Annotated in this window: 21 protein-coding genes; 12 read left to right on the top strand and 9 right to left on the bottom strand. The window is 68.1% G+C overall.

The window, feature by feature from the left end; translation table 11 throughout:
• Positions 1-117: 117 nt before the first annotated feature.
• Entirely contained in the window at positions 118-561 is a 444-nt protein-coding gene (locus AC6JBM_RS20950; protein WP_497985257.1) for a hypothetical protein, read from the bottom strand.
• Between the two features lie 38 nt (positions 562-599).
• Between AC6JBM_RS20950 and AC6JBM_RS20945 the strand changes: the two genes are divergently transcribed.
• Positions 600-872, top strand: a complete 273-nt coding sequence (locus AC6JBM_RS20945) for a DUF4279 domain-containing protein (protein WP_497986502.1) — start codon at positions 600-602, stop codon at positions 870-872.
• A gap of 108 nt (positions 873-980) precedes the next feature.
• A complete protein-coding gene (locus tag AC6JBM_RS20940; RefSeq protein ID WP_497985256.1) occupies positions 981-1433 on the top strand; it encodes a hypothetical protein in 453 nt (150 codons plus the stop codon).
• Positions 1434-1480: 47 nt separating this feature from the next.
• Here the strand turns inward: AC6JBM_RS20940 and AC6JBM_RS20935 are convergent, their stop codons facing one another.
• Positions 1481-2659: an IS110 family RNA-guided transposase gene (locus AC6JBM_RS20935; RefSeq protein ID WP_497985255.1), complete on the bottom strand. Its 1179-nt coding sequence runs from the start codon at positions 2657-2659 to the stop codon at positions 1481-1483.
• 463 nt (positions 2660-3122) lie between these two features.
• On the opposite strand from AC6JBM_RS20935, the gene AC6JBM_RS20930 reads away from it, so the two are divergent.
• A complete protein-coding gene (locus AC6JBM_RS20930) occupies positions 3123-3572 on the top strand; it encodes a hypothetical protein (RefSeq protein WP_497985254.1) in 450 nt (149 codons plus the stop codon).
• A gap of 123 nt (positions 3573-3695) precedes the next feature.
• Here the strand turns inward: AC6JBM_RS20930 and AC6JBM_RS20925 are convergent, their stop codons facing one another.
• Both AC6JBM_RS20925 and AC6JBM_RS20920 read right to left on the bottom strand, forming a co-directional pair.
• A complete protein-coding gene (locus AC6JBM_RS20925; RefSeq protein WP_497985253.1) occupies positions 3696-4691 on the bottom strand; it encodes a hypothetical protein in 996 nt (331 codons plus the stop codon).
• A 137-nt stretch (positions 4692-4828) separates the two neighbouring features.
• The gene (locus AC6JBM_RS20920; RefSeq protein WP_497985252.1) at positions 4829-5452 is read right to left on the bottom strand and encodes a dihydrofolate reductase family protein; all 624 of its coding nucleotides are present in this window, start codon (positions 5450-5452) and stop codon (positions 4829-4831) included.
• A gap of 281 nt (positions 5453-5733) precedes the next feature.
• On the opposite strand from AC6JBM_RS20920, the gene AC6JBM_RS20915 reads away from it, so the two are divergent.
• Positions 5734-6159, top strand: a complete 426-nt coding sequence (locus AC6JBM_RS20915) for a DUF6924 domain-containing protein (RefSeq protein ID WP_497985251.1) — start codon at positions 5734-5736, stop codon at positions 6157-6159.
• A 317-nt stretch (positions 6160-6476) separates the two neighbouring features.
• Here AC6JBM_RS20915 and AC6JBM_RS20910 read toward each other — a convergent pair whose 3' ends face one another.
• Both AC6JBM_RS20910 and AC6JBM_RS20905 read right to left on the bottom strand, forming a co-directional pair.
• Entirely contained in the window at positions 6477-6716 is a 240-nt protein-coding gene (locus AC6JBM_RS20910; RefSeq protein ID WP_497985250.1) for a hypothetical protein, read from the bottom strand.
• 421 nt (positions 6717-7137) lie between these two features.
• On the bottom strand, positions 7138-7896 hold the full coding sequence (locus AC6JBM_RS20905; RefSeq protein ID WP_497985249.1) for an SDR family oxidoreductase: 759 nt from the start codon (positions 7894-7896) through the stop codon (positions 7138-7140).
• Between the two features lie 258 nt (positions 7897-8154).
• Here AC6JBM_RS20905 and AC6JBM_RS20900 point away from each other — a divergent pair, with 258 nt between their 5' ends.
• The 8 genes from AC6JBM_RS20900 (at position 8155) to AC6JBM_RS20865 (ending at position 17248) form a co-directional block, all read left to right on the top strand.
• The gene (locus tag AC6JBM_RS20900; protein WP_497985248.1) at positions 8155-8916 is read left to right on the top strand and encodes an SDR family NAD(P)-dependent oxidoreductase; all 762 of its coding nucleotides are present in this window, start codon (positions 8155-8157) and stop codon (positions 8914-8916) included.
• Positions 8917-8998: 82 nt separating this feature from the next.
• A complete protein-coding gene (locus AC6JBM_RS20895) occupies positions 8999-10174 on the top strand; it encodes an acyl-CoA dehydrogenase family protein (RefSeq protein WP_497985247.1) in 1176 nt (391 codons plus the stop codon).
• Positions 10175-10177: 3 nt separating this feature from the next.
• A complete protein-coding gene (locus tag AC6JBM_RS20890) occupies positions 10178-11260 on the top strand; it encodes an acyl-CoA dehydrogenase family protein (RefSeq protein ID WP_497985246.1) in 1083 nt (360 codons plus the stop codon).
• Between the two features lie 150 nt (positions 11261-11410).
• Positions 11411-12403, top strand: coding sequence for a zinc-binding dehydrogenase (locus AC6JBM_RS20885; RefSeq protein WP_497985245.1), 993 nt, complete (start codon positions 11411-11413; stop codon positions 12401-12403).
• Complete coding sequence (locus tag AC6JBM_RS20880) at positions 12400-13647, top strand: cytochrome P450 (protein ID WP_497985244.1); 1248 nt, start codon at positions 12400-12402, stop codon at positions 13645-13647. The genes AC6JBM_RS20885 and AC6JBM_RS20880 overlap by 4 nt, the downstream gene beginning before the upstream one ends.
• Before the next feature lie 60 nt (positions 13648-13707).
• Positions 13708-14565 (top strand): SDR family NAD(P)-dependent oxidoreductase, encoded by an 858-nt coding sequence (locus tag AC6JBM_RS20875; protein ID WP_350624574.1) that lies wholly within the window; start codon positions 13708-13710, stop codon positions 14563-14565.
• On the top strand, positions 14562-15806 hold the full coding sequence (locus AC6JBM_RS20870; RefSeq protein WP_497985243.1) for a cytochrome P450: 1245 nt from the start codon (positions 14562-14564) through the stop codon (positions 15804-15806). Before AC6JBM_RS20875 ends, AC6JBM_RS20870 begins: the two co-directional genes overlap by 4 nt.
• A 53-nt stretch (positions 15807-15859) precedes the next feature.
• Positions 15860-17248 (top strand): MFS transporter, encoded by a 1389-nt coding sequence (locus AC6JBM_RS20865; protein WP_497985242.1) that lies wholly within the window; start codon positions 15860-15862, stop codon positions 17246-17248.
• Here AC6JBM_RS20865 and AC6JBM_RS20860 read toward each other — a convergent pair.
• Genes AC6JBM_RS20860 through AC6JBM_RS20850 form a run of 3 tightly spaced genes read right to left on the bottom strand, consistent with a single transcriptional unit; the run spans position 17207 to position 19658 of the window.
• Positions 17207-17983 (bottom strand): hypothetical protein, encoded by a 777-nt coding sequence (locus AC6JBM_RS20860; RefSeq protein WP_497985241.1) that lies wholly within the window; start codon positions 17981-17983, stop codon positions 17207-17209. The two genes, AC6JBM_RS20865 and AC6JBM_RS20860, sit on opposite strands and share 42 nt — an antisense overlap.
• Complete coding sequence (locus AC6JBM_RS20855; protein WP_497985240.1) at positions 17980-19152, bottom strand: CoA transferase; 1173 nt, start codon at positions 19150-19152, stop codon at positions 17980-17982. The genes AC6JBM_RS20860 and AC6JBM_RS20855 overlap by 4 nt, the downstream gene beginning before the upstream one ends.
• Positions 19149-19658, bottom strand: a complete 510-nt coding sequence (locus tag AC6JBM_RS20850; RefSeq protein ID WP_350624582.1) for a VOC family protein — start codon at positions 19656-19658, stop codon at positions 19149-19151. Before AC6JBM_RS20850 ends, AC6JBM_RS20855 begins: the two co-directional genes overlap by 4 nt.
• Positions 19659-19782 lie beyond the last annotated feature (124 nt).

Genomic DNA, 19782 nt, shown 5'->3' with positions numbered 1-19782 from the left:
CTTGGCTACGCCATGGGCGCCCACCACGACGCCGCTCTGGAACCGCCGCCGACGCCATCCCATCTGCGACGGGCGCTCCTATCGACTACGAGCAAGCAATGGCCGAGCACTCCAGGCTCAAGCCGCATGACGGAGTCCTCCACGATTCCAGGGGATTGACGGATACCGATCACACCGGACGCGATGATTACGCGTCATGCTTGCTCGCTGAACACCCGACGCGGTCCGTCGGCTGCTCCCCGTAAACGTCCTTCCGTCGGTGACTGCGGCAGCATCTGCCTCGAGGACGGCGAGCCGCGTGAAGCGCTGCCCGAACAGCAGGACCAGCGCGGCCGCCAGGCGCGCGGGCGGGTCGTCGAGACGGTCCCGCATGAGCGTCCGGGCCAGACCCAGGCGCTGCTCGTCGTCCATCGCGATGCGGCGCTCCCGGCTGGTGCCGGGCGACACCTCCAAGTCGCGGGCCAGATAGCCGTGCACGGCGGCCCACAGCACGAACGCACGCAGGCCACGGCGTTGGCCGGGCAGTTCGGCGATCCAGGGGTCCAATTGGGCTTGCGTCACGTCGGACAGGGCGGAACCGTTGCCGGTGACCGTGGGAGATCAGCTGCCGGACGCACGGACGGATCGATGAACAAGTGTCCACCGTTCTCGCTCGCATCGCGCCCGCCGCCGACCGGGTGCGAGCCCTCGTCGATGGTGGCGATGTCGATGCGGGCCTCATGATGGTCCGCTGTTTCGACGATCCCGACGGCGGATACGGCGCGATGGGCTGGTGGCTGACTCGCGAACAGATCCAACTCCTCGCACGGATGGGCGCAACCGTCGAATCAGACGAATACGCAGGAGACTTCACGGCGCATTCGCCCCGGTGACGCACTCATCTGCCGCCGATCGCGAGCTCCAGTTCGGCGGGCCCGTTGCGCCAGTGCTGTGCGGGCTGAGGTGTCGGTGGCCACCGCGGCCTTGCTTCGGGGCGCACCGTGAAGTTCCATGATCGTGTAGCGGGCGACGAGACGTGGGTCCAGCTTGTGCTTCCCGGCATGCCTTCGCCGGAGGGCCTGCCTGATATCGATCTGTCGCTGTGGTCGCCGCCCGGCGAGCGCCGGCTGGGCCCGGGTGAGCTCGACGCGGTGTACGGCGAGGTCATGGAATCGAGCGGTCCCCTGTTCGTATGGGACAAGTGGGGCGTGGAGGTACTGATCGTGGCTGTCGGTGACAATTATTCGTACATTTCCATGTTGTATGGCGCGCGGTGGTACGAGCTTAAGGAGACCGGCGGCGAGGAGGGTGCGGCGGAGGTGGAAATTGCGCTGTGTGGCGTGGCGAGACCGTTGCCGAAGGCGTTGCTGGTGCCACGCGAACGCGGGCTTGAAGTCCTGTGGCGTGCGTCCGACTTCCCTCGGCTGCGGGCGGTCTACAGCTGGCGGGAATGAGGCCCGCCAGCACGACCAGAGACGCACGCTCATGGCTCCCCTCTAGGTCAAGGGGTTGGAGTGAGGAATGTTCTAGGCTTGGTGGTGGCGGGTTCGGTTTGTGACTTGTCCGAAGAGCCGGCTGTCGGGATTGGGCCGGTCGCGCTGGATTGCAGAGTCGTTCCCGGTTGTCCTGCTGGACCCGCCGCCTCGGTCGTCCGGGCGCGTGCGACGTCGTGGAGCATGCGCTTGAAGACGACGTCGGACAGGTGGCGTTTGAGCGCGCGGAGCGCTTCCATCGTGGTCTTGCCCTCGGCGGGGCGGCGCCGGTAGTAGGTGCGGCCGGGGGTGTCGTGGCGGAGTTGGACGATGGCCATGATGTGCAGGACCCGGTTGATGCGCCGGTTCCCGGCTCGGGACAGCCGGTGCCGTTTCTGGTCACCGGAGGAGGCGTCGATTGGGGCGGTGCCGTTCCACGACGCGAAGTGCCCGGCCGTGCGGAACCGGTCGATGTCACCGATGTCGCCGAGGAGACGGGCGGCGCTGGACGGGCCGATGCCGTTGAGCCCGGTCAGGGTGCTCCCGGCCGCGGCAACCAGGTCACGCAACTGTTTATCGGCGGCCTTGATCTTGCCGTCGATCGTGGTGAGCTCGTCGATGAGCTCGCGGGCCAGCCGGTGGCGGGTCTCAGCCACGATGCCGACCGGTTCCGGAGCGGTGCGCAGCAGGTAGCTGGCCTGGCCCCGGGTGAGGAACTTCTTCGCGCCGCCCGGCACGAGCTCGAGCAGGAACTGGTGAATACGGCTCACGGTCTCGGTGCGGGCGTAGCCGAGTTCGTCACGCCGGTCGACCAGCAACCGCAGCGCGACCGTGGCGTCGTCGGGCTGGACCTGGCGCAGGTCTGGGCTGCGCAGGCCGGCCACAGCCACGCTGTGCGCGTCGACCGGGTCGGTCTTGCGGCCCTGACCGGTGTCGAACACCCGCACGCGTGCCGACAGCTTCGGCGGCACGTCCAGCACGGTCTCACCGTCGGCGACCAGGCGTTGGGCGATGTGCCGGCCAATCCCGGCGCAGCCTTCCACCGCCCATGTCCGGTCCGGGAACCGGCGACCAGCTGCCAGCATCTGCGCGTAGCCGCCGGTGTCAGTGGCGTATCGGCCCTGCGCCAGGATTTTCTCGCGTTCGTTGATGACCTCGATCGTGGCGGACCGCTTGTGCGGGTCCATCCCGATCACCACACGACTCATCCGCTGTCTCTCCTCGTTCGTGCACTGTGGACGATCGGCGAGGAGGGCAACGCTACTTTGAGCTGGGCATACCCCTCTTGAGCCACTCCAGGCCACGGTGACCGGCGGGTGCAAGCCATGAGAGAGTCACACCCACGTGCAGTGGACAGCCGCTTGTGAGAGCCACCCGCCGATCACCTCGACCCAGCCTGGCCGGGCACAGGTCGTAGATCAAATTAGATAGGTAGCCGCTGACCTTGCACGTAGGTCGGCGGAGCCTGTGACGCAGCGTGCCGGCTCGTAGTCGGCGGTCGCATGTCCTGCCGATGTGCGGCTCAACGTCGCGTCGCCCGTACAGGCGCGGCGACCAGATCCTGGTCGTTGACCACGAACGATAATGTCCGGCGTGACGCCCTTAGAATTTTGCGACCGGTCAGGCACGGTCGCGCCCCGGGGTCTGCGCCCACTGCGGATCGTCGTCGCGGTGACACTCGTGGTCGTTCTCGTCGCGGTTGGCGGCTTCCTCTGGGTTGCTGCGCAGACACCGACAGGCGGTTCTCCCTGGAATGTGCTTGGGTTCGGTTCGTTCCGCACCATCGGGGCTGTCATGCTCAATCCGGGCGAATACTGGCCCGCGTTGGACCCGTTGGCGGACCCGGCTTCGGATGTCCGCGAGTGCGCGGGGGACGGAGAGTTCACCGACCTGCATGCCGGCGCTCGAGTCGCCGCGCTTGACGGAGCTGGCGCCGTGCTCGCGGTCGCTGAGCTGGGCCGCGGTTCGCTCGTGTCCGAGACGTGCATGCTGTATTTCGAGTTGTTAGCCGTGCCGGCCGGGCACGCTCTCTACGGCATCCAGATCGGCGACAGGCCGCCGTACGAGTACACCGAAGAGTCCATGCACCGCCCGAAGGGCATCGGATTCGCATCCGAGTAGGTTCGGGCGTGGCCGAGTGGCGGGTTCCTTGGTGAGACAGGTCGTCACCGAACAGCTCGTCGAGGGTCGCCGGCCGGCCGGTCATCGCCTCCGGTTGCTGGAACGTCTCGGTAGGACGGCCTATCAGTCGAGCGGGTCCCAGTGTCCGGCGTACCGCAGCAGCGAGCGCGCCAGGTCCGGATGTGCGGCCGCCCAGGCGGTGTCGAACAGGAACCATTGCTGGTAGCCGAACGGCTCGTTGCAGTGCATCGCCAGCTGGGCGAGGTGCTCGGCGACCTGGAGCAGGGACGCGCCGGGGTTTCGCTCATGGGTGCACTCGCCAACCTCGATCAGTTCGACAGCCTCACGGTGTACGGCGGCGTGCGCGTCCGGCATGCCCCGCGGCCACGGGGTGTCGTTGAGGTTGAAGCCCGGCCAGTGGTTGCACCGCTGCAGCGCCGGCTCGACGGTGGTTTCGTCCGGCGCGACGAGCGCCCGCAGCACGAGCAGTTCCTCCGGCCAGTCTTCGCCGGGGTCGGCGGTGCGCAGGTGACCGGCCACGCCCGGCAGGTCGACGCCGGGGAACGCGAGCGGCGCCATGCGGGCCAGGGTCCTGCCGTCGTAGTGAGTGAGGAACACCGCGTACGTCGTGGCGTCGCTGTGACCGGCCGGTGTCGCGACGGTCACCGGGCAGCCCGGGTCGAACGCCGCCGGCGCGCCCGCGTCGCCGGGCAGCGGCCAGGAGTGCAGCAGGTAGGCGAGCCGGTCGCCGCGGGCTGCCACCACCACCTCGTCGTCGAGGAAGAAGTAGGCCAGTTCGACCTCGTCGTCGTCGTCACGCACGCGCAGACTGTGCTCGTCGAGCCGGACGTCGTCGGTGCCGCCTTCGACGTACCGCTGAGCGCGCAGCAGCGTGCCCAGCTCGCCGACCGTCTGCGGCGGGGGCTGTCCGTTCGCGCGCGCAGCCTCGAAGATCGAGCCGAGGCCGTACACGTGGCCGCCGAGCTCCGCGTCGATCCAGTCCCACGGGTCGTCGCAGTCCCAGCCCCGCCGGAACCAGCCCAACACGCTGGCGTCGGGGATCTGCCGGACCCGCAGGCTCAGCGGACCCTCGTAATGCGTCCGGTAGACGAAGAGCACGCCCGCGACAGTACGTCACGGCCTGGTAGAAGGTGACGGGGGAAATCCAGTACGTTGCGCCGCCGATCGAGCGTCACGGCCGTCAAAGCCGCTTGATCGGGTGCACGGACATGCCGCTGATCGAGTATTGCGTTGCTTCATGCCGGATGAGGGAGGTCGGGCTTCCGGTCGTGGTCGATGGTGTAGTGGAGGTGCAGCACGCGGTCGCCTTGGACGATCATGTCCGGGTCGTTGAGGAGGACGGTGCCGGTGTGGCTGCCGAAGAACCGTTTTCCCCCACCCATGACCACGGGGGCGACGTCCATCGCAACTTCGTCGACGAGGCCCGCCGAGAACGCTTGTCCGCCGACGTCGCCGGCGGTCACGCAGACCAGACCGTCACCAGCGATTTCCTTGGCCAGAGCGATGCCGGCCTGGACCGATCCGGCGGCCCGGAACGGTGCTGCAGGAAACCTGGCAAGCCACTCGGCGGGCAGCGGCCGGTGCGTGACGACGATGACGACGTCCCCGGCGGCGGGCACGCCCGACCAGCCGTCGGTCATGTCGAACAGATGCCGGCCGATTACGGTGACCTTGACTGCCTCCCAGAAGGCCTTCACGTAGTCGGCGGAAGCGCCGCTGACGCGGAACGCCCACTGACTGTTTGCCTGGACCGTAACGTCCCCGTTGCCGTACCAGTCGAACAGCGGCCCGACCGCATCGCCGGAATCGGCGATGTAGCCGTCCACCGAAACCACGGCTTGCAGGACAACCTTGGCCATCTCACTCGCTCCCTCAGCTACCGGCCGGCACGGCTCCTGCCGACCGGCACCACTCGTACAGTGAAGACGTCGGAGCCGCTGCTTGTATCCGGACACACCCGCGATCCAGGCCTCCACAGTCCTCGCCCTGGACCCATCGGTCGCCGACCAGCGATCTTGACATCCTCATCTGCCGCAGTGCGCTCGTCCTGTAGTGAAGCAATTGCCGATCGGCCGCCGGATGCGGCGATGTCGGGACATGGGTCGGCAAGACCGCGCGAGCGTGAGGCCTTGAGGATGGGATGATCGTCAACGTGCTGTCGCTGCCTCAACCCGACGACCTGAGCTCGCTCGTCCTGCGAACCGACTTTACGGACGACGCCGCCTGGACAGAGATCCAGACCGTCACCGGCGCCGGTGGCGCGACCTACGTCAGCGACACCCGCTACCTCGGCGTCACCATCCAGGACTTGGTCGAGGCCGACGCCGCCGCGGCGGAAGACGCCAAACTGACCTACCTCTTCATTGCGGACGCAACCACCATGACCGACCCCGAGCGCCCACTGCTCGCTGTCGATCTGTACGACGAGCCCGGTCGGACGTTCCGCGTGCCGCCCCGATGGTATGCCGACGTCTCGGCCAACCTCAGCATCGCGAACATGGACTTCAACGAGTTCGCCGACGCGGCCGACGAGTCCGGTACCTATCGCGGCTTCGACGGCGTGTAGCCCGATACCCAGAGTCATGTGCGCGGATCTGCCGCTGCGGGAGTGCGGCGCCGGCGGCCGTTCGTCGTTGACGATGACTGGGCCTGCCTTGGCTGGGGCTTCTTGTCGGTCCGTTGAACCAACAGTTGACCATTCGACCGATTTTGATCGTGGTTGCGTGTACTCGCAGGCCGTCGACGACGAGTCGCTCAATCGAGCGATCGCCAGGAGATGCCTCGCCCATCGAGCACTCCCGCCGTCTGACGGAAGACTTGAAGAGCCGGCAGGCGCCACAGCAAGACGGAGCGGCCAGCCTCCTGCGCGAGACGTCGAGGCTGCTACAGCTCCCCGAAATCCAACAGCGGGAGGACGAGGTCCCAGAGGCCCTGCGCCCATTCACCGGTCATGAACACGGGCTGGGTCAGCACCTGATGACCCGTGTGCTGAACGCGCATGAGAAGCCCTAAGTCGGGTGAACCGATGCGACCTTCGTACGTGTACGCCAGCAGCAGCCCGCGGGGCTCGGCGTGACCGTATGCCAGGGTCAGGGTGTACTGCCTTGTGTCAACCGAGTTCACCGGTCGACCGGCAAGTGCGCGATTCGGTTCGAATCAGCCTGTGACCCTGCAGCCGGCCTCCTCCGTGGGTGATGCCGCCGGCATCGCCCTCCGACCGGCTCTCCCGCGTTGCTCCCCGGCCCGGCCGCTGGGGCATGTCCTCGTTCACCTGAACGGTAGTGGGCTCGCGGCGTGTCCCGTCCCGGACGCCGGTGCCTGCAGGGCACCGCGCACCGCATCAAGGCGTTGCGCGAGGCCAGGCGCCGATTCCGCCAGCATGGCCAGGTCGGTTCGTAGCTGCAATAGCTGTGTCCACATGACCGACCGGCCCTGCTCGTGCCACGCCGCGGCGACCCCGGGTGTGCCCACGGCCTGTCCCCGGGCGAACTTGTCCGCCATCTCGGTGCTGCTCCGCCAGATCCGCACCTCCGCCGCGTAACCGTCAGCGTGGCGCCATACGCAGAGCGCCGTCCATCCGGACGACCTCACCGTTGAGGTAGTCATGCTCGAGGAGGAAGAGCGCAAGATCGGCGTACTCGTCGGGTCGCGCGAGGCGCTGAGGGAAGGGAACGCCGGCGGCGAGCCCCGCGCGGAACTCTTCGGATACGGTCGCCAGCATCGGCGTCTCCACGATCCCGGGTGCGATGGTGTTGACGCGGATTCCATACTGCGCAAGGTCGCGAGCCGCGGGCAGGGCCAAACCCACCACGCCTCCCTTGGAGGACGCGTATGCAGCCTGGCCGACCTGGCCCTCGTATGCCGCGATGCTGGCGGTGTTGACGATCGCACCGCGCTGTCCGTGCTCAAGGGGTTCGGCGGTAGCGATCTGCGCCGCGGCCAGCGCGAGAACGTTGAAGGTCCCGACGAGATTGACCTGGATGACCCGGGCATAGAGGGCGAGGTCATGGGGTCCCTTCTTGCCCAGGATGCGCATCGAGGGTGCGATGCCGGCGCAGTTGACGGCGGCGCGGAGGGGGAAGTCTGTCGATGCGGCGGTGGCGACAGCGGCGGCGACCTGGTCGGCGTCGGTCACGTCGACCCTCACGTAGGTGACACCGTCGATCTCGGCGGCCCGCTCGATCGCCGAGGGGAGGTCGAAGCCGAACACCTGCACCTTTCGGCTGGCCAGGGCGTGCGCCGTGGCCGCGCCTAGGCCCGAGGCTGCGCCGGTGACGATCGCCGCGGTGTTCTCAAGCCGCACCTTTGGATCTCCTTTCGTCCTTCGTGGGCGAGCCGCGTCACGAGTGCTTAACTAGGCTAAGTGTATCCTGGTCACCGTGGCGGGCGATCCCATGGTTGTCAAGGTGCGTGTCGCGTCGGTGGCACCTGCAACCGGATTCGGTGAAGGCGGGCCTTGACAGTGTGTGACGCGCGTCGCAATCATGCGAGTTGCTACATCACGCTAACTAACGCGTGACCCGCGCACCGGAGTGCTGTTGTAGGGCGGGAGGACGACTACATGCTCAAGGGCAAGATCGCATTGGTCACCGGTGCGGCGTCGGGAATCGGTGCCGCGGTATGCGCGCTCTTTGCCGGCGAGGGAGCGCGGGTCGCCGCGATCGACCACTCCGCGGGGGTCGGGGACGAGGCCGGCGCAGCGGCGCTCCGTCTGTGCGTCGACGTGGCCGATGCCGACGCTGTTCGCACTGCGTTCGCTGATGTCGAGCGGGAGCTGGGTCCGATCGACATGGTTGTCCACGCCGCCGGCGTGGACGACCCCGCCATCAAGGACCTCGCGTTTCACCAGACCTCGGTTCGGGAGCCAGTGCTGACGCTGCCCGCGGTCAGTGGTGAGCAGTGGCGCCGCATGCAGGCCGTGAACCTGGATGGCACCTTCTTCGTCCTGCAGGCTGCGGCCGAGTTGATGATTCCCCGCCAGGGCGGCGCGATCGTTCTGATCGGGTCTGAGGCCGCCGTTCACGGCCTCGCCGGGCTGCCCCACTACAGCGCGTCCAAGGGTGGGGTGCACGCCCTTATGCGTTCGGCTGCCAAGGAGTTGGCGCCGCAGGGAATCCGCCTGAACGCGATCGCGCCAGGCGTCATCGACACCCCGATGAGCAGGCGCTCGCACGCGATCTTCCAGGGGACTGTGCCGGCGCCACTCGGACGGCTGGGGGAGCCGGTGGAGATCGCCAGCGTGGCGCTGTTCCTTGTGAGTGACCTGGCGTCGTACGTAGTGGGAGAGGTGATCAACGTCGATGGCGGCCGGCTCGCCTGTTGAGGTCGGACGCGGTCTCGCGGCGCCGTCCTTGACACGACTCGCCGGCCGTGTCACGGTGAAGGTCATTATTTAGGGACGCTAAGTGATTGCTGAGGCGGCTGTTCCCATGAAGCTGAGGTTGTCGCCTGAGGATGCGGCCTTCCGCGCCGAGCTGCGCGAGTTCTTCAACACCCAGGTGCCGCAACACATCCGGGAGACGGTGGCGGCGCGCGAGGAGCTCACCAAGGAGCAGATGGTCGAGTCGATGCGAACGCTCGACGCGGCCGGCATCGCCGTTCCCAACTGGCCTGTCGAATGGGGCGGCAAGGACTGGACTGCGCTCCAGCGGCACATCTGGCACGAGGAGATGCAGCTGGCCTGCGTCCCACCGCCGATCACCTTCAACGCCTCCATGGTCGGCCCGGTCATCGCCGCGTTCGGATCGCAGGCGATCAAGGAGCGTTTCCTCCCGCCCACCCGGAACGCGGACATCTGGTGGTCGCAGGGCTTCTCCGAGCCCGATGCCGGATCGGACCTCGCGAGCCTGCGCACCTCGGCCGTGCGCGACGGCGACCACTATGTCGTCAACGGCCAGAAGATCTGGACCTCCTACGCCCAGTACGGCGACTGGATCTTCACCCTGGTGCGCACCGACCCCGCGGCACCCCGCAGGCAGGCCGGCATCTCCTTCCTCCTTATCGACATGACGACGCCGGGCGTCACCGTCCGGCCGATCCAGCTCATCGACGGCGGGTTCCTCGTCAACGAGGTCTTCTTCGAGGACGTCCGGGTTCCTGTCGACAACCTGGTGGGTCAGGAGAACCACGGGTGGGACTACGCCAAGTTCCTTCTCGGCAACGAACGCGTGGGGATCGCCGGCGTGGGCGGGACCAAATGGCTGCTGGCGAAGGCCAAGGACTGGGCCGGAGAGCGACTGCGCCAGGACCGGCTCCTCGCGGCCGAATTCGCCCGGCTGGAGAACGACCTCCTGGCGATCGAGCTGACGTCGATCCGGGTGGCCGCCGACTCCGCTGACGGCAGAGCCCAGCCCGCCTCGTCCGTCCTCAAGCTGGCAGGGTCCGAGCTGCAGCAGGCGGTCACCGAGCTCGTGCTCAACCTCGCGGGCGAGCAGGGGCTCTCCGGCGACCCGGCCGCAGGAGCGCCTGCGTGGACGCGCCCAGCCGCCGCGACCTACCTCCATCTGCGGGCCGCCAGCATTTATGGCGGCTCCAACGAGGTGCAACGACAGATCATCGCCAGCACGATCCTGGGGCTCTAGGACATGGACTTCGACTACACCGACGAGCAGCGCGCGATCCGCGAGGCGGTACGCAGCCTGCTGGGCAAGACCTACGCCACGATCGATGGTCGTCGCCACGCCACGGCCGACGACCCCGGCTTCGACGAGGCCGTGTGGGCCCGGCTCGCCGAGATGGGAGTACTCGGTCTGCCTTTCCCTGAAGCGGCCGGCGGCATCGGCGCCGGGCCTGTCGAGGTCGGGCTGGTGGCGGAGGAGATTGGGCGCGTGCTGGCTCCCGAGCCCTTCGTCGAGGCCGTCGTGCTGTGCGGCGGACTCCTCGTGCGGGCCGGCGCCGACGTCTCCAGGATCGCGGACGGCACTGTGCTGCCGGCGTACGTCGGCGGCCCGGGGGTCACCGCTCGGCGCGCCGGCGGCGCCTGGGTGCTCGACGGCAGCGTCTCGCCGGTGCTCAACGGCGCGCGGGCGGACCTGCTCGTCGTGGTCGCTGACGTCGACGGGACGCCGGCTCTCTTCACGACGAAAGAGGGCGAGCGGACGTCGTTCAGCACCTACGACGGCGGGCGAGCCGCCAGGGTGTCCTTCGACGGGGTGGCCGCGGAGCCCCTCGGTGATCCGGCGGCAGACGCCACCGACCTGGTCAACTACGCGCGGGCGCTTGCACAGGTGGCGTACGCCCACGAGGCACTCGGCGCCATGGAGCGCGCGCTGGAGATCACCCGCGACTACCTGCGCAGCCGCCACCAGTTCGGGAAGCCGCTGAACGCGTTCCAGAACCTCGCGTTCCGCGCCTCCGACATGTACGTCTCACTCGAGCTCGCCCGCAGCACGGTGTTGTGGGCGTCGATGGTGCTCGAGGACGGCGACGAGATCGAAGGCATCGAGGCTGCGTCGCGAGCCAAGCTCCGGGTTGCCGAGTCCGGTCGTCATATCGGCCAGGAGGCGATTCAGCTGCACGGTGGGATCGGCCTGACCATGGAGTACCAGGTCGGCCACTACGCGCTGCGGCTCACCACCATCGAGCACCTGCTGGGCGACCGGCGTCACCACCTCGCACGCCTGGCGGCGACCGTCGGCAACCACGCAGCCGTCGATCCTCTCCGGTAGGGCGATCTTCCACCGCTGTGCTCGTCAGCGGATCTGCCGCCGACGATGAACGCGGCCTTGTCGATCGCGGCGCTCTCGCTGCCCTGCGAAGGAAAGGGTGGCGCATTTGATTAACCATGCTAACTTATTGTGAGATGAAAGGAGGGGTCTATGGCGACGTCGGTCACGACACACGAAGCCCGGCTCACCCACGACGGCGCGGCTCCGATCACCGCCGGCTCGTTCGCGGTGGTCGAACGGGAGCTGCCGAGACCGGCAGACGGCGAGATCATTGTCGATGTCCGGTACGCCTCCCTGGATCCTTCGCAGCGGATCCGCCTCCGGTCGGAGGGTGCCGGCTTCGTCCCGCCCGCGGGCATTGTCGGCACCGTTTCGGAGTCCCGGAGTGACGACTTCGCCGTGGGGGACACCGTGATCGCGCCCGGCGCTTGGGCCACGAAGGTATGCATCCCGGCCACGGTGGCTGAGCGGTATGAGGCGCCGGTGGGTGTCGCACTCCATCACGCCGTCGGTCTGCTCGGACTGACCGGCCTGACAGCCTACTTCGGCGTGACGCGGGTGCTGCGCCCGCGTGCGGGCGAGAAGATCGTCGTGACCGGTGCCTTCGGTGGCGTGGGCCAGGTCGCCGCACAGCTGATCGCCGCGAGCGGCGCCGACGTCCTCGGCGTCGTGGGCGGTCCTGAGAAGGTGGATGGCCTGAAGCGGCGCGGCATCACCGCGGTCGACCACCGCAGCGCGGACTGGCCGGCCGAGATCGATCGCTGGGCGCCGGACGGGCTGCACGCGGTCTTCGACAACGTGTGGGGTGAGGCTTCCGCGCGACTCGTCGAGCGACTGCAACCGCTCGGCCGCGTTGCCCTGTGCGGGCAGATGTCCGGCATCGGTGGGGCCGTGATCGCGCCGTTGCCCCTGGACAACTGGTTCAGGCTGGTGACCCGGTCGCTGACCATCCAGGGTTTCCGGGCCGTCGACTTCGCCTCGGACAACGCTGCCGCGCGCCGTGCGCTCACGGACATGATCGTGTCGGGAACGCTCGACCACGAGATCCACCTGGCGTCCGGCTGGGCGGCCGCGGGACCGGCATTCGCCGACCTGCTCGCCGGTCGGGTCGTCGGCAAGCTCGTAGTAGAGGTGCAGGCGTGAACACTCTGAAGGACGACGTACTCGCGCTGCTGGCCGGAGACGGCCGGAAGCTCGCGGATCCGTATCCGACCTGGAACAGGCTCCGGGAGGAGATCCCGGTCTGGAAACAGGGCGACGTGGTGATTCTGAGCCGGCATGAGCAGGTGCACGAGCTGCTCGGCGACAACAACATTCTCTACAGCCGGCAGGGCACGAAGACGTCCGCACGTTACGAACGCGCGAAGCGGGAGTTCAGCCCCCACGGCAGTGCCGCCTTCGGTCGCGTTCTCGACCACGAGTTCCATCAACTGGTGCGGATGGACCCGCCGGACCATCCACGAGTCCGGCGGGCGGTCCAGCCGCCGTTCTCGGCGCGCAACCTGGCCCGCGAAATGCAGGACAAGGTGGATGAACGGGTCGAGCGCAATTTGGCCTCACTGGCGGAGGGCGGCGGTGAGGCCGACTTCAAGAAGTTCGCCTATTCCCTGCCTCTGCAGGTCCTCGGTGACCTCTTGGGCATCCCGATCGACGACCTCGACATGGTCCATTCCTGGGCCCAGAAAATCGCCGAGAACAAGTTCAACGCCGACTCCGAGAAGGCGGCGATCGAGGCCGATGAAGCCTATCGACAGCTGATGGCCTACATCGATGTGCTCGTCGCGCGCCAGCAGACGAGCGGCTCCGAGACCGGCCTGGTCGCCGCGCTGCTGGATTCGGAGAAGAACGGCACGGTCTCCCACGAGGAGGCGATGGCGATGATGGCGTTGATGATCTTCGCCGGCCACGAGACGACCAGCAACCTGCTTGCCATCGGCCTCCTTGAGCTGCTGCGCCACCCGGATCAGTGGGACCGGCTCGTGGCGGAGCCGCAGCGTGTCCCGGCGGCGGTGGAGGAGCTGCTGCGGTTCGTCACGCCGGCGCACTTCCTTCCGTATGTCGCGAAGGAGAGCCGGGAAATCGACGGCGTGCCGGTCGAGGCCGGCGACACCGTCATCGGCGTTCTCGCCGCGGCGAACCGGGATCCTGCGGTCTTCGAGCGCGCAGACGAGCTGGAAATCGAGCGCCCGAACAGTCGCGCGCACGTATCCCTCGGCCTCGGACCGCATTTCTGCTTGGGGGCCGGTCTGGCCCGGATGGAAGCGACAGCGCTCTTTGGCGCCATCGTGTGCAGGTTTCCCAACGCAAGACTGGTCGAAGCCGACCTCCGCTGGGGCGGCCGTTCGCTTCGAACGCCCCTTGCTCTGCCAATCCGGCTCCTGGGCTGAGGACGTGGCTTGACTGTGGCGGAGCACACTCCTATCGTGATATTTTACAATGCTAAATGAATGATCCGGGAGGTTCCGTTGCGATACGTCATCACGGGTGCAGGCAGTGGAATCGGGCGCGCGGTGGCGACCCTGGCGGCGCGAGCAGCCGAGAGCGACGGAGCCGGCCAGGTGCGGCTGGCGCTTCTGGACCGCGACGCAGAGTCCATCGAGTCGGTCGCCTCGCAGCTGCAGGGGATCGGGGCCGAGTGCCTGCCGCAGGTCGTCGACCTGAGCGATCCGGCGGCCGTCCGCAAGGCGGTGGAAGAGGCGGTCTCGGTCTTCGGCGGTCTCGACACCCTCGTGAGCAACGCCGGTATCAGCTCGGCCGACCCGCTCGAGGATCTCAGCCTCGAGACCTATCAGCGGACCTTCGACGTCAACACCCGCGCGACCTTCGTGCTGGCACAAGCGGCCTTCCCGGCGCTGCGTGACTCGCGCGGTTCGATCGTCGCGACGGCATCGATCTCCGCGACCCACCCGACGCCGCCGCTGGGTATGTACAGCGCCAGCAAGGCAGCCCTGAAAGTGATGATTCAGCAGATGGCCGTCGAATGGGGCCGCTACGGCATCCGCGCCAACTGTGTCTCGCCGGGCCCGACGGACACGGGCCTCACGCGCCGGTCGTTCGGCGACCTCGAGGATGCTGCCGCCAGGGCCAACCGACGCTACCGCGAGGCCGTCTCGCCGATGCGGAAGATCGGACACGCCGAGGACATCGCCCGGGCCGTGCTCTTCCTCGCCGGCCCGCAGGCCGGGCACATCACCGGCGTCGACCTGCCCGTGGACGGCGGACTCTCGCTGACCGTCATGCCGCTCACCGGGGGTACGTCTGGATACCGACTCGACGAGATCGCACAGGAGGCGACGACTCGATGAGCAACACCGCCGCTCAGACGCTGCCCGGGTTCCTCTCGCCCGAGGTCGCTGCCGACCCCGATGCGTTTTACCGCCGGCTTCGGGCCGAGGACCCAGTCCACTGGGATGACGGCTACCAGGGCTACCTGATCGCCAAGCACTCGGACGTCGGGTTCGCCTACCGAAACCCGTTGTTCTCCACCCAGAACTACGAAGTCAGCCTGCAGCCCGTGTTCGGGCGGTCGATGCTGCAGATGGACGGCGCGGAACACAGCCGCAAGCGGGCTCTGGTGACGCCGTACTTCCGTGGCAAGGGACTGGAGAAGTGGGCGCCCGTCATCGCGCGCAACGTGGCGACGATCCTGGACCGCTCCGTCGCATCGGCATCCGAACACATCACGCGCGGCTTCAAGCCGGGCAACACGGTCGACCTGCTGGCCGATTTCGGCTACTACCTGCCGGTCTACGTGATCACCGACATGCTCGGGCTGCCGCACAGTGACTATGACAAGTTCTTCAACTGGTACAGCCGTCATGTCGCATTCCTCGGCAACATCGCCCGCGACCCGGAGATCGACGAAAGTGGTCGTCAAGCGACCGAGGAGCTGTGGGACTATCTCGCCCCGGTGGTCGAAGACCGACGCTCGAACCTCGGCGACGACCTCATCTCCGGCCTGATCACTGCCGAGATCGACGGCGAGCGCCTCGAGGACGCCGAGATCCTCACGCACATCACGCAGCTGCTCAACGCCGGCTCGGAGACCACCGGCAAGGCGCTGGCCAGCATGTTCGCCTACCTCCTGGGCGAGCGTGGACTGTTCGAGGAGGTGCGGGACGACCGCTCGCAGGTCATCCCGGCCATCAGTGAGACGCTCCGAATCAGTCCGCCGTCGCAGATGAACGGTCGCAAGATCACCCAGGAGGTCGAGATCCATGGGATGCGCCTTCCCGCCGGTACTCTGGTGATGCTGCTCATGGCCTCGGCGAACCGTGACGAGGATCGGTTCGCCGACCCGGACACGTTCAACTACCACCGGACCGACCTCGCCCACGAGAAGACCTTCACGGCGGCCGGTGACACGTTCGCCTTCGGCTCCGGGCGGCACTTCTGCCTCGGCGCGATGCTGGCCAAGTCCGAGCTCGAGATGGCGTCGAACGTGCTCCTGGACCGGTTCCCGGACATGCGGCTGGCGGACGGGTTCAAGCCCAAGTGGTCGGGGCTGAAGATGCGGTCGGTCGACAGCCTGAAGGTGACGCTCTGAGCGATCGGTCGTTGCGGCCAGGAGTGCGCGGGCGGGCATTATCGGCGCTCCTGGTGTGCACCGCCCTCGTGTCGGCAGCGGTGGTCACCCTCGGCGCCCCGTTGGTTCCGCAGGTGCAAGAGACCTTCGGCGTCGGTACCGAGGCATCCCAGTGGTCGTACACGATCACCCTGCTCGTAGGTGCCACGCTGACGCCCCTGCTCGGCCGGCTGGCGGACGGGCGCCGCCGCCGGCCGGCGATGCTGGTGGTCTGCGCACTGGTCACGCTCGGATGTGCGGTCTCCGCCTTCGGGACACACTTCGGGATCTTCCTCGCCGGCCGGGCGCTGCAAGGCATCGCGGTGGCACTGGTCGCAATGACCATCGCCTGTGCCCGGGACCTGGTCACCGGTACGGCGACCGTGCGGCTGGTGGCGCTGCTGTCCATCACCACCGCCCTCGGTGCCGGGGCGGCCTACCCGGTCACGACCTTCACGGCGGACCATTTCGGCCTGCGCGCGGCCTACGGCGGTGCCGCGGTACTTGCGCTGCTCGTCACGCTGGCCGTCGCCGCCGGGTTGCCGGCGACGGTACCGGTGGACCGCGTCTCTCAGCTGGATGTGCGCGGCGCGGTTGTCCTGATCGCCGCCACGGCGTCCGCACTGCTCGCGATCAGCCAGGGCAACTCCTGGGGCTGGACCAGTGCCAGCGTGCTGGTCCTCGGAGCGCTCGCCCTCGTCCTGCTGCTCTTGTGGATCCGGCTCGAGCTCCGGGTGGCCCACCCGCTGGTGGAGCTGCGTCTGTTCACCCGGCGCAACGTGCTCGCGGCGCATCTCACAGGCCTGCTGATGGGGGTGAGCCTGTACAACACGCCGGTGCTCATCACGCGCATCGGCCTCGCGCCCGCGAGTACGCAGTTCGGGGTGGGGCTCACGCTGAGCGCGATCGGCGTGGTGATGATCCCGATCGCCATCTGCAACTACCTGAGCAGCCGTACCGCGACGACGGTGGCGCGACTATGGGGCCGACGGGTCGCACTTGCGTCCGGGGGTGTCGTCGGAGCCTTGGGACCTCTGGTGCTGATCAAGGTCGACGGGCACCTCTCGCTGCTGGTGGCATCGGTGGTGTTGACGTCCTCTGGGGCAGGGGCGACATTCGGGATTCTGCCGGGACTCGTCGTCGACTCGGTCGAGCCGGGCGAGACGGGCAGTGCCACGAGCGTCAACATCCTCCTGCGAGCAGTCGGCGGGGCCGTCGGCAGTGCTGTCACCGCCGCGCTGATCGGAGCGGCCGCGGGCCCGGCCGGCGAGGCAACCATGACCGGGCTGACCTGGGCCGCCTTGGCCTGTGCCGCCACCTGCGCGGCCTCGGTCGTGGTCAGCTGCTGCGTGCCGAGTCGTCGCGTCCGCAGCGATCAGCGGCTAGCGGCCGTCGAACCAGTCCCACTCCCAGGGACGGATTGACAGCATCGGGGTACTCAGCAGGACGTGCTCGGCATCGCCGGGCACGCTGGCCCGCCCGATCCAGCCGGGCTGTTCGTCCTCGATGCGGGCGCTGGTCTCCAGCACGTCGCCGTCGAGGTAGAGGATGCGAACGATCAGGTCGCTCTCGCCGCCCGTGGCTGGTGACCCGAACCCACCTGTACCCTCCGCGAACCGGTACGTCGCCGCACCCGCAACGCCGGGAATCGCAAGGATCGCCGGGACCAGGTCGCGGTCGAGGGCCGCGAAGTAGGCGGCGCCGGCGGGCACCGAGGGTGCGGCAGTCCGCGACAGCGTGAGGTGGACGCCCCGATGCGGCCGGTGCGGTATGGCAGCCGGGGCGACGAGGACGCGTGCGGCCGAATATTCCTCGACGGGGTGGAAGAAGCCCACCGGGCGCCGCTCGGTCCAGGCCAGCTCCGGGCGTCGCCCCCACCACAGCGCCCGCTGGTTGAGGTCGGTCCAGGCCTGCAGCGCCGGCTCCAGCGGGGCTCGGAAGCCGTAGGCGATGGCGTACTGGACCGGCGCGAAGGCGGTGTCGCCGACATGGCCGGCCGCCGCGCAGCCGGGTGTGCGGACCCATCGGTTCCCCCAGGCGACGCCGGGAAGGAGCTCGTTCTCCGGCAGATGGTCGAGCTGGTGCCATGCGTTGTACTCACCGTGCCGGGACATGTCGCTCAGGTACGTGAAGCTGAGGAAGAGTCGCTCCGTGCTCATGCCGTCCCGTCCTTGACCTGCAGCCACTCGCGGACGACCGCGTCGTTGTCGGCGCCCAGCCGGGGCGCTGGAGCGGGTGTGCCCTGCCCCCATCCGGGCGATCGAGTGACGGGACCCGGAACCGGGAAGGAACCGACGCCCGGCTGGTCGACTTGATGGAAGAGGTCGTTGGCGGTCACGATCGGGTCGCTCACGAACTCGGCGATCGTGCGATAGTCGCCCCAGAGCACGTGGCCGGCGTCAAGCGCGGCGACGACCTCGGCGTGGGTGTGGGCGGAGAACCATGGCGCGAGGATCGCCGAGATGAGGTCGCGGTGCTCGAATCGTGCCGCCTCCTCGCCGAAGTCCACATGGAGCGTCGTCTGCAGGTTCTGGAGAACGTCGTACGTCCCGGTCAGCTGGACCAGCTTGTCCCAGTGGCGAGCCGTGAGTGCGACGACCATGACTCGCCGGCCGTCACCGGTCGCGAAGTCGCACCCGTAGCTGCCATAGAGATAGTTGCCGTCGCGGAGCCGTCCCGCTCCGTTCACCACCGCGTCGGCGACGAAGCCGAGGTTGGCCATGGTCGCGGCGGCGACGTCTGCGAGGTTGACCTCGACGAGCCGGCCGCGGCCTGTGGAGACGCGTTCTGCGTGCGCCGCCAGGAGCGCCAAGGCCACGTGCAAGCCGGTGAGAAGGTCCCACGCGGGCAGCACGTGGTTGACCGGGAGCGCTGAGTCCACCGGCCCGGTCAACCACGGCAGGCCCACCTCCGAGTTGATCGTGTAGTCGACGGCCGGGCGCCCGTCGCCGCGGCCGGCGATGTGGGCGACGATGACGTTGGGTCGGACCTGCTTGAGCCTCTCGTAACTGAGCCACTCCTGCCCGACGGCATTGGTGACCAGCAGACCGTGGCCGCTCCCGGGCGCCGCCAGGAGCGAACGCACCAGGTCCCGTCCTGACTCCGACCTCAGATCGGCCTCGACGGAACGTTTGCCCTTGTTCAGGCCGGCCCAGTACAGGCTCGTCCCGTCGACGCTTCGCGGGAGGCGCCGGGTGTCGGTCGCACCGCCGAGTGGATCCACGCGCACGACGTCCGCCCCGAGTTGGGCCAGCGCCAGCGTCGCCGAAGGCCCGGCGACATACGTCGACAGGTCGAGGACGTGAAGGCCGGACAGCGGGCCGCTCATGCGAACGGAGAGGCGTAGGCGATACCCTTCGCGGCCGCCGCCTCGGCGATCCAGCCGTCGATCTGGTTGGCCACCTCGTGCGAGACGAGCTCGATCCACATTCCGGGCGACTCCGGGTTGTAGTGGAAGGTCGCACGGCCGATCCCGCCGTCCTCGGCGACGCCGTTCAGCTCGCGCCGGTAGCCCTTGGCCTCGAGCATCGCCGCGGCAGCGCGCAGGTCATCGGTGTAGTAGCCGAGGTGGTGGACCCTCCGCCCACCCGTCACGTTGAGGTAGGGAGCCGGGTTGATCTGCTCGAGCAGCTCGATGAAGTGCGGGCCCTGCAGCGAGTAGGTAAACCGGACCTCACGCCCGACGATGCCGTCGGGGCATTCGAGCGGCACGGTGGAGCTCAGCGGCGGCGCCCAGTCCAGGCGCAGGGCGTCGCCCATGGCGGCCATCGCGTTGTCGAGGCTGTCCACGATGATGCCGGTGTGGTAGAGCCGAAGCAGCGGCTCGGTGGTCATAGCAAGGCCCCTCTCTGTGGTTCGGTGACGAACATTACACCATGCTAAGTAATCGTGCGAGGGTCGACGCCAACCGACGCGGAGGGCCTTGACAGAAGGCGTCGTGTGACCTCAGTCTCATACA

The organism is Dactylosporangium thailandense (assembly GCF_059739745.1).
Note: the sequence above shows the minus strand (reverse complement) of the source record. Positions and strands in the feature narration are given on the sequence as shown.